The 9066-nt window shown below is 55.8% G+C and carries 11 protein-coding genes and 1 pseudogene; 7 read left to right on the top strand and 5 right to left on the bottom strand.

The window, feature by feature from the left end; all coding sequences use genetic code 11:
- Window positions 1–113 precede the first annotated feature (113 nt).
- Window positions 114–710 (bottom strand): BON domain-containing protein, encoded by a 597-nt coding sequence (locus ACIQ0R_RS08895; protein ID WP_395826313.1) that lies wholly within the window; start codon window positions 708–710, stop codon window positions 114–116.
- A 165-nt stretch (window positions 711–875) separates the two neighbouring features.
- Here ACIQ0R_RS08895 and ACIQ0R_RS08890 point away from each other — a divergent pair, with 165 nt between their 5' ends.
- From ACIQ0R_RS08890 to cydX, 5 genes are all read left to right on the top strand, one after another.
- Window positions 876–1532 carry a GbsR/MarR family transcriptional regulator gene (locus tag ACIQ0R_RS08890; RefSeq protein ID WP_395826311.1) on the top strand — a complete coding sequence of 219 codons (657 nt, stop codon included), beginning with the start codon at window positions 876–878 and terminating at the stop codon, window positions 1530–1532.
- Window positions 1533–1539: 7 nt separating this feature from the next.
- A complete protein-coding gene (gene cydP / locus ACIQ0R_RS08885; RefSeq protein ID WP_395826309.1) occupies window positions 1540–1788 on the top strand; it encodes a cytochrome oxidase putative small subunit CydP in 249 nt (82 codons plus the stop codon).
- A complete protein-coding gene (locus ACIQ0R_RS08880) occupies window positions 1772–3373 on the top strand; it encodes a cytochrome ubiquinol oxidase subunit I (protein ID WP_395826307.1) in 1602 nt (533 codons plus the stop codon). The genes cydP and ACIQ0R_RS08880 overlap by 17 nt, the downstream gene beginning before the upstream one ends.
- Window positions 3374–3383: 10 nt before the next feature.
- Window positions 3384–4526 (top strand): cytochrome d ubiquinol oxidase subunit II, encoded by a 1143-nt coding sequence (cydB, locus tag ACIQ0R_RS08875; RefSeq protein WP_395826305.1) that lies wholly within the window; start codon window positions 3384–3386, stop codon window positions 4524–4526.
- 81 nt (window positions 4527–4607) lie between these two features.
- Window positions 4608–4781, top strand: a complete 174-nt coding sequence (gene cydX, locus ACIQ0R_RS08870) for a cytochrome bd-I oxidase subunit CydX (protein ID WP_395826303.1) — start codon at window positions 4608–4610, stop codon at window positions 4779–4781.
- A 249-nt stretch (window positions 4782–5030) separates the two neighbouring features.
- Here the strand turns inward: cydX and ACIQ0R_RS08865 are convergent, their stop codons facing one another.
- Complete coding sequence (locus tag ACIQ0R_RS08865) at window positions 5031–5222, bottom strand: hypothetical protein (protein ID WP_395826301.1); 192 nt, start codon at window positions 5220–5222, stop codon at window positions 5031–5033.
- 105 nt (window positions 5223–5327) lie between these two features.
- Window positions 5328–5570 (bottom strand): hypothetical protein, encoded by a 243-nt coding sequence (locus ACIQ0R_RS08860; RefSeq protein WP_395826299.1) that lies wholly within the window; start codon window positions 5568–5570, stop codon window positions 5328–5330.
- Window positions 5571–5834: 264 nt separating this feature from the next.
- Between ACIQ0R_RS08860 and earP the strand changes: the two genes are divergently transcribed.
- Both earP and ACIQ0R_RS08850 read left to right on the top strand, forming a co-directional pair.
- Window positions 5835–6992 (top strand): elongation factor P maturation arginine rhamnosyltransferase EarP, encoded by a 1158-nt coding sequence (earP, locus tag ACIQ0R_RS08855; RefSeq protein WP_395826297.1) that lies wholly within the window; start codon window positions 5835–5837, stop codon window positions 6990–6992.
- Window positions 6993–7128: 136 nt separating this feature from the next.
- Window positions 7129–7698: an elongation factor P gene (locus tag ACIQ0R_RS08850; RefSeq protein WP_395826295.1), complete on the top strand. Its 570-nt coding sequence runs from the start codon at window positions 7129–7131 to the stop codon at window positions 7696–7698.
- 99 nt (window positions 7699–7797) lie between these two features.
- Here the strand turns inward: ACIQ0R_RS08850 and mmsB are convergent, their stop codons facing one another.
- Window positions 7798–8691, bottom strand: a complete 894-nt coding sequence (mmsB, locus tag ACIQ0R_RS08845) for a 3-hydroxyisobutyrate dehydrogenase (RefSeq protein WP_395826293.1) — start codon at window positions 8689–8691, stop codon at window positions 7798–7800.
- Window positions 8692–8748: 57 nt separating this feature from the next.
- Window positions 8749–9066: pseudogene (locus tag ACIQ0R_RS08840) on the bottom strand (malonate-semialdehyde dehydrogenase); the annotation flags it as partial.

Below are 9066 nucleotides of genomic sequence, written 5' to 3'. Positions count from 1 at the left end.
AGACACCTCGACAATATTTGCAAGAAATTGAATAGAAATATTCCATGTTCTTGCAAATTCCGCAACCGCTTTTGAGGCATCGGGCCCCGCCAACATTGGGGGGATGGGGTTGTTCAGGGGCGACTATTTACCTTTTCAGCAATATCCTTGACGTGATCAATAGCATCCTGGTTGGCCAGCGTGCCGCCCAAAACGACCACGCCATGCGTAGTCTTGACGCTCACATCGAAACCTTTGGTGAGGCTGTTGGCGAGGATTTCTGACTTCACCTTGGTGGTGATCCAGCTATCGGCTACCACGCGCTCGGTCTTTGTGACAGCCATGCCGCTCTTGGCTGCCACTTTGCTGCTGGTTGCCACGCTCAGTCCGTTGTCAACACTGGTGACACCCTGCACCGCTTTTGCCTGGGCCTCTGCCAGAGATTTAGCCTTTGCACTACTAGCCGTTCCGCTCAGCGTGACCACGCCGTTGGTGGTAGTGACGCTGATATCGGATTTTTTCAGATTCGAATTGCCCATCAAGCGCGCCTTTACCGGACCGGTAATTGCGGTATCGGTGATTGTCGCGGCCACGCCATCGCTATGCGGCTGCGGCGCAGCCGCGGCATCAGTTGTGGCAGCAATCGCCGCCCCCGCAGCAAGGCTGGCGCCGAATGCGGCAGCGATCAACATAGTACGAAACGCTGTTTTCCCAAGAATAATTGTCTTCATATCATCTCTCCAGTTTGTCGAACCTACGATGCAATGTTAACGGCGCACGCGGCGGTTTGTCTGTGCGGTATCGCGCTTAATCAGAAGCAAGAGTACGCCATATCCCCATTGCGAGACTTTCAAATTTAACTTATATTTCAGTAATTACTGAAAATTCAAAAAATCATGCCAACACAAACACCAGGCGAAAACCTCGCGCCATCGCCGCTGCCGCCACTCACGCCATTAACCATGCGCTTCATTTCGCATTTCGGCGAAATGGGTAGCCGCTGGGGCATCAACCGCACCGTTGGCCAGATTTATGCGCTGCTTTATGTCCTCGGACGGCCGCTGAATGCTGACCAGATTGCCGAATATCTGGCGTTTTCGCGCTCCAACGTGAGTATGGGCTTGAAAGAATTGCAATCCTGGCGCTTGGTCAAGCTGCTGCACCACGCAGGCGATCGGCGCGAGTACTTCGAGCCACCCAAAGACATCTGGGACATCTTCAAAGCCTTGTTGGAAGAGCGCCGGCGCCGGGAAATAGAACCCACTTTGTCGATGCTGCGCGATGCGTTGCTGGAAAACCCGGCAAATGAAGTTGATAAAATTGCTCAAAAGCGAATGCGTGAAATGTACAATCTGATCGAATTATCAAGCTCGTGGTTCGACGATGTGCAGCGACTCTCGCCGGAAACCCTGGCCTCGCTGATGAAAATGGGATCGAAAGTCAAAAAATTGCTGGAAGTGCGAGACAAATTCCGCATGCCAGGCTCCGGCAGCAAAACCAAGGCCAGCACAGATCACCCTGATGTCCACCTGAACCCCGACCTGAAGGAGTAGACGTAAAATGTCTGTCGCCTTAAAGAAACGCTTTCCGCGCTTCACGCGCCTCCCGCTGGCAGTCGAAATCACGCTGATCCTGGCGATCAAGATTGCCCTGCTCACGCTGCTGTGGAAAGCCTTTTTCTCAGAACCCCAAACCAAGAAGATGCGTATGCCGACCGCATTGGTCGAGCAGCATTTCCTGCCGCCGCAAGCACTCACACCTGCTTCCCTTCCATCCACGCCGAGGCCATCCTATGATTCCAATCGATGAAGTCGTCGCTTTATCGCGCCTGCAATTCGCGTTAACCGCGATGTTTCACTTTCTGTTCGTGCCATTGACGTTGGGGCTAGCCTGGATTCTGGTCATCATGGAGTCGGTCTACGTGATGACCGGCAGCCCGATCTACAAAGACATGACACGCTTCTGGGGCAAACTGTTCGGCATCAATTTCGCCATGGGTATCGCCACTGGCATCACACTGGAATTTCAATTCGGCACTAACTGGTCGTATTACTCACACTATGTCGGCGACATCTTCGGCACCCCGCTGGCGATCGAGGGGATGCTGGCGTTCTTCCTTGAATCGACGTTTGTCGGCATGTTCTTCTTCGGCTGGGATCGCCTGTCGCGGGTCCAGCATCTCATGATCACGTTCTTGTTGGCACTTGGCTCCAGCCTCTCCGCGCTCTGGATTCTGATCGCTAACGGCTGGATGAACAATCCGGTCGGTGCCGAGTTTAACTATGAAACCATGCGCATGGAACTGACTAGCATCGTCGACGTCATCTTCAACCCGGTGGCCCAGGTCAAGTTCGTCCACACCATTTCAGCCGGTTATGTCGCCGCCTCGATGTTCGTGCTGGGCATCTCTGCCTACTACCTGCTGAAAGGGCGCGATACCGCGTTCGCGCTGCGCTCATTTGCGATTGCTGCCGGCTTCGGCCTGGCATCGACGTTGTCGGTGATCGTCCTCGGCGACGAATCGGGCTACACCGCCGGCGAAGTCAATAAAGTGAAAATGGCGACCATGGAAGCCGAATGGCGCACTCAGCCGGCACCGGCCGGCATCACGGTTTTTGGCTGGCCTAACGAGAAAGAGCAGCGCACCGATTATGCCGTCAAGATTCCCTACGTACTGGGCCTGATCGGCACCCGTTCGGTGGATAAACAGATCACCGGCATCAACGACCTGAAAAAACAGCATGAAGGACAGATACAAAACGGTATGCTGGCCTATGCCGCCCTGACCCGCCTCAAATCAGGCGACAAGTCACCGGAAGCCGTTGCCGCTTTCGACAAACTGAAAGGCGATCTGGGCTACGGCTTGCTGCTGAGGAAGTACACCCAGAACGTGGTCGATGCCACGCCTGAGCAAATTGCGATGGCGGTCAACGACACCATCCCGAAAGTGTTACCGATGTTCTGGTCGTTCCGGATCATGGTCGGCCTTGGCTTGCTGTTCCTGTTCATTTTCTCTTGCTCGTTCTACTTCCTGATCCGCAAGACACTGTCCAGACAACGCTGGTTGCTACGCCTGGCTTTGTACAGCATTCCGCTGCCATGGGTGGCGATGGAACTGGGCTGGTTGCTGGCCGAATATGGCCGTCAGCCTTGGACCATAGCGGGCGTGTTGCCGACCCACCTTTCGGCCTCCACCCTGCAGCCGGGAAACCTGTATTTCAGCCTGGCCGGCTTCATCGGCTTCTACACCTTCCTGTTCATTGTTGAAATGATTCTGATGGTGAAATACGCGCGCCGCGGCCCCAGCAGCCTGCACACCGGCAAGTACCACTGGGAACAGCCGGACCAGCCGGAACAGCCGCGCGCCAGCCACGACAACGCCGTCACCACATAAGGGGAGAGCCATGATCTTTGACTACGAAACTCTAAAGGTAATCTGGTGGGGCTTGGTCGGCGTCCTGTTGATCGGCTTCGCCCTGACCGACGGCTTCGATTTCGGCGTCGGCATGCTGCTGCCGTTCATCGGCAAGAGCGACGGCGAACGGCGCGTCATCATCAACTCGATAGGCAGCACCTGGGAAGGTAACCAGACCTGGTTCATCACCGCCGGCGGGGCGATTTTTGCAGCTTGGCCGCTGGTGTACGGCGCGGCGTTTTCCGGCTTCTATGTGGCGCTGATGCTGCTGCTGTTCTCACTGTTCTTGCGCCCGGTCGGTTTTGACTACCGCAGCAAAGTGGCTGATACACGCTGGCGCAATGCCTGGGACTGGGGCTTGTTCGTCGGCGGCTTGGTGCCGCCGCTGATTTTCGGCGTCGCTTTCGGCAATCTGTTCCTGGGCGTACCCTTCCACTACGACGACACCATGCAGGTCGAATACACCGGCGATTTTTTCCAATTGCTCAATCCGTTCGGCTTGCTAGCCGGCTTGCTGAGCGTAACCATGTTGCTGATGCACGGCGCCGCTTACCTGCAAGTAAAAACCGATGCACTGATCGCCCAACGTGCCCGTAGCGTCGCACAAATCGCCGGCGTGGCGACCATTTTTCTGTTTGTTGCCGGCGGCTTCTGGGTCGCGTACGGCATCCACGGTTACCACATCACTGCCATGCCAGATATCAACAGCGCCTTCATACCGACCGCTAAAACCGTCACCACCGCTACCGGCGTCTGGTTCGATAACTATGCCCGCTGGCCTGCCATCTGGGCCTTGCCGATCGTGGCTATTGCCGCAGCCTTCCTATGCGTAGTCTTCAGCGCCGCCGATAAGGCGATGGCAGCATTCCTGTCAAGCGGCCTCAGTGTCACCGGCGTCATCCTCACCGCAGGCGCCTCGCTGTTCCCATTCATCCTGCCGTCCTCGCTGGACCCAAACAGCAGCCTGACCATCTGGGATGCGGTATCGAGCCACAAGACCTTGGGCATCATGTTCTGGGTGGTGGTGATCATGCTGCCGATTATTCTGCTCTATACCAGTTGGGTGTATCGGGTGATGCGCGGCAAGATCACGCTGAAACATATTGCCGACAACGAGCACACCGCTTATTAATGACTGCCTGGATAAATACACACAATAAATACACACAAGTACACACCAAACCCACACTCAGCACACCGACAGGAGAAGATTATGTGGTATTTCGCATGGATATTAGGGATTGGCCTGGCGCTGGCGTTCGGCATCATCAATGTGATGTGGCTGGAGGCCAACTACGCGTTCGGCAGCCACGACGAGGAAACTACCCGTGAGCGCTTTGAGCGCGCTGCGGCGGAGCACGAAGAAGCCAAGACACGTAAAAAATGAAGAGCGCCCATGCCGTGGCGATGCCAGTCGCCCACAGTGTGGATGCCGACCGCGCTAGGTGAACGACTTTCAACGCAGGTTCAATTTGCGATAAACCGTATTGCGCGACACATCCGGAGCTTTGGCTTAGCGCAAACGTTGCCGCGATTGGCATCGAAGGCCTGCCTGACGGCCGTCACGGCCAACTGCTCCAGACCGCCGCGGTCGGCAGCATCAGGGGCCAGCAACGCCGGCACATCCTGCAGAAAATCATCCGGAAAATGTACCAGCCATCACCACGGCACCCCTGAGAAGGTTGCTTAGTTGCCGAAAATTTCCCGGCCATTTGTGGCGACGAAACAGCGTCATCATCTCCGGCGCCACCATACAACCAGGTTCGCTGCCGGGTTCTTCCTGCAACAGTGTGTTGACGATGGCTTCCAGACCGGATCGCTCGCGCAAAGCGGGAGCTTAACCGCCAGACCATTAAGCCGATAGTTCAGATCCTCGCGCAACAGGCTGGCGGCGATCAGCTCGCGCAGGTTGCGGACAGTGACGGACAGTAGATCAGCCCGCGTAACTTTCTTGCGGTGTGCCGGCTTCCGATGCCGCAGCCTGATCAGCCGCTGCGCTATCGTCAACACTGATCGCGATGGCGACCTGCTCCAGCTTGGTCACCGCCACATTGAGCGAATCGTTGATCTGTGCCTTGCTGTGTTCCGGCATGGTTTCCGCGATCTGCGCCACTGCCCCGGCCAGATCAATCAAGGCCAACGTCAGGTTGGCAATCAAGTCGCGCTCATTCGTCATCGTTGAAGTCCAGTATCATCCGCCATTAAGTCTCGTATTAGGTTCAGAATTAGGTTCAGAATCAAGTCCCGTATCAAGTCCCGTATCAAGTCCCGTATCAAGTCCCGTATCAAGTCCCGTATCAAGTCCCGTATCAAGTCCCGTATCAGGTCCCGTATCAGGTCCCGTATCAGGTCCGGTATCATGCGGGGCTGCATTATTGCACTACATCGCCGAATCCCAACTACCCGGCCAAAAAATCTCATCATTGCTGGAATTTGAATCTTGAACCATTTACCCACACACACATCGCTGGCCCTGTTTTGTAAAGTTGTCGACAACTATGGCGACATCGGAATCTGCTGGCGCCTGGCGCGCCAACTGGAACAGGAACACGCTATCGCCGTTACCTTGTGGGTTGACGATTTGCGCAGTTTTCAGCGCATCTGCCCGCAGGTCAATATCCAGCGCGAGGTACAACAGATCGCCAATGTCACAGTACGCCACTGGCGCGATCAGGACGGCGTATTTTCAGCCGCCGACGTCGCCGATATCGTCATCGAATTTTTTGCCTGCGACATCCCGCCGTCCTACATTGCCGCAATGGCGCAGCGCACGCCGCCGCCGGTGTGGCTGAATCTGGAGGGCTTGAGCGCCGAAGAATGGGTGGAAGGCTGCCACACACTGTCCTCGCCTCATCCTCAAATGGCGCTGACCAAACATTTCTTTTTTCCTGGCTTCACCGACAAAACCGGCGGGCTGCTGCTGGAGTCGCCCTTACTGCAACAGCGCGCGGCATTCCAGCAGAACCCGGCGGCGATGGCGGCCTTTCTAGGCCAGTTGGGCGTTACGCCTGGCGAGTTCACATCGTTGAAAGTATCGCTGTTTTGCTATCCAGAGGCGCCGGTTGCTGCCTTGTTCGATGTCTGGCGACGTAGCGACGCAGCGCTCACCTGCCTGGTGCCGGAAGGCGTTGCCGCCACCTCGGTCGAGGCGTTTCTGGGACAGGCGGCAGTGGCAGGCGCCTGCGCGACCCGCGAGGCGCTGACCGTGCGCGTACTACCCTTTATTCCGCAGCCAGACTACGACAAGCTGTTGTGGGCTTGCGATCTCAATTTTGTACGCGGTGAAGACTCCTTCGTCCGCGCACAGTGGGCAGGTAAGCCGTTTATCTGGCATATCTACCCACAAGACAAAGATTTGCACCACGTTAAACTGAACGCATTCCTGCGCCGCTATTCAGCAAAAACCGACAGCCTGGTCGCGCTGTCTCTCGGCTGGAATGCCGCGGCGGATGAAGACGCCGATTTCGCGGCAATCTGGCCGTCGTTTAAAACCGACCTGCCTAAAATTGCCATGATGTCCACAGATTGGCAGCGCAAGCTGTTGGCAAATGGCGATTTGGCATCAAATTTACTTAAGTTTGCCGAAACAGTTGGCTAAGAGGTGTCAAAAAATAGGCTAAAATATAGGGCTAATTTTTAACGCATTTCAAAATTCAATCAAACGTGGGCTTGCGGCACTTTTGTCAGTAGGCTACAGATGATTTTTAAGTAACCTACTTTTACGCATATTCGCTATGAAACCAGCAAAAGAAATTCGTGTCGGCAACATCATCATGGTCGACAGCAAGCCAATGATCGTCCTGCGCTCTGACGTCAACGGTTCGAGCCGCACGGGCTTCACCTACAAGTGGAAGATGAAGAACCTGCTGACCAACAGCCCGCAGGAAAACGTCTTCCGCGGCGACGACAAGTTTGACGTGGTGGTGCTGGACAAGAAGCCGGTAACCTATTCGTACTTCGCCGATCCATTGTTCGTGTTCATGGACGCTGACTACGAACAGTATGAAATCGAAGAAGAAAACCTGGGCGATGCGCTGCATTACCTGAAAGACGGCATGGAATGCGAAGCCGTGTTTTACGACGGCAAGGCAATTTCGGTAGAACTGCCAACCACCATCGTGCGCCAGGTAGTGTATTCGGAGCCGGCGGTCAAGGGCAACACTTCGGGCAACGTCCTGAAAGAAGCCAAGATCGAAAACGCCATCGAAGCCAACCAGCACACTGTGATGGTGCCGCTGTTCATCAGCACCGACGACAAGATCGAAATCGACACCCGTACCAACGAGTTCAAGAAGCGCGGTTAATTTTCTGTCGCTCACAAAAAACGCTGCCGATTTAGTTATCGACAGCGTTTTTTTCGTCTCTCACTACTAAAACACTAGCACTCTTAGCCTTAGCATGGTTTATTTGGCCTTGGCCAGCATATTGAAAATACTCGAAAAATCCAGCCCGCCGGCACCACTCTTGCTGTGGATGTCATACAAGTTGCGTGCCAGCGCCCCCAGCGGCACGCTGCTACCGGTAGACAAGGAATTTTCCATCGCCAACCCGAGGTCCTTCAGCATCAGATCAACACCGAAGCCACCACTGTAATCTTTCGACGCCGGTGCATTTTCCATCACGCCGGGGCAAGGGTTATACACTTCTAACGCCCAGTTGCGGCCAGAACTTTTGGCCATGATTTCCGACAGCACCTTAGGGTCCATGCCGTTCGCCATGCCTAGCCGGATCGCTTCGGCAGTGCCGATCATGAGTATCCCCAGCAGCATGTTGTTACACACCTTGACGGTCTGGCCGCTGCCATTGCTGCCGGCGTGGAAGATCGCTTTGCCCATCTTTTCCAGATACGGCCTGGCCAATGCAAAACCTTGATCCGAGCCTCCCACCATGAAAGTCAGGGCGCCTGCGGCAGCGCCTGCGGTGCCGCCCGACACCGGCGCATCAAGCATGGTGAAGCCTTTCTCACGCGCCGCCGCTGCCACCTTGCGGGCAGCATCGGGAGCGATAGTCGAGCAATCGATCAGCAAGGCCCCCGGCGCCGCCTGCGCCAGAATACCGGCAGCGCCAAGATAAGCGCCTTCGACGTGGCGGCTGGCAGGCAGCATGGTGATGATGACCTTGGCCGCTCCAAGCGCCGCCGCCAGATCCTGGCCGGTGCTACCGCCGCCGGCGGCGAACTGTTGGACGCTTGCCGCGACCAGATCATGACCGCTGACCTGGCAACCGGCTTTGACCAGATTCAGCGCCATCGGCAAACCCATGTGACCGAGGCCGATAAAAACGATATCGCTACTCATATGCAATCCTCTTGATTTGGCGTGGCTGCGGTTATTCACGTTATTCACGCGATTCGATCACTTCATCGCAATCGTCGTGTTGATCACGCCGCCGTCGTCGTCCGGCGCAAACCAGCGCGCCGTGACGGTCTTGGTCTGGGTCCAGAACTGCACTGCCTGCTTGCCGTTCGGTCCGAGATCGCCCAACTTTGAGGCACGCGAGCCAGTGAAACTGAAATACGCTACCGGCACCGGAATCGGTACGTTGATTGTTGGCGCTGATTGAATCTTGACCCAGCCTGCTGATCGAAATGTGACCCAGGGCTGGTCGCTGCGTTTTGAGTTAGCAGCTGTGGATAAGTCTATCAAACAGTTGGTGTTGAAGCACTCCTTTTT

Source organism: Collimonas sp. (assembly GCF_044339385.1).
In the GTDB taxonomy this organism is placed as follows: Bacteria; Pseudomonadota; Gammaproteobacteria; order Burkholderiales; family Burkholderiaceae_D; genus Collimonas.
This window is presented reverse-complemented; position numbering and strand designations above follow the sequence as displayed.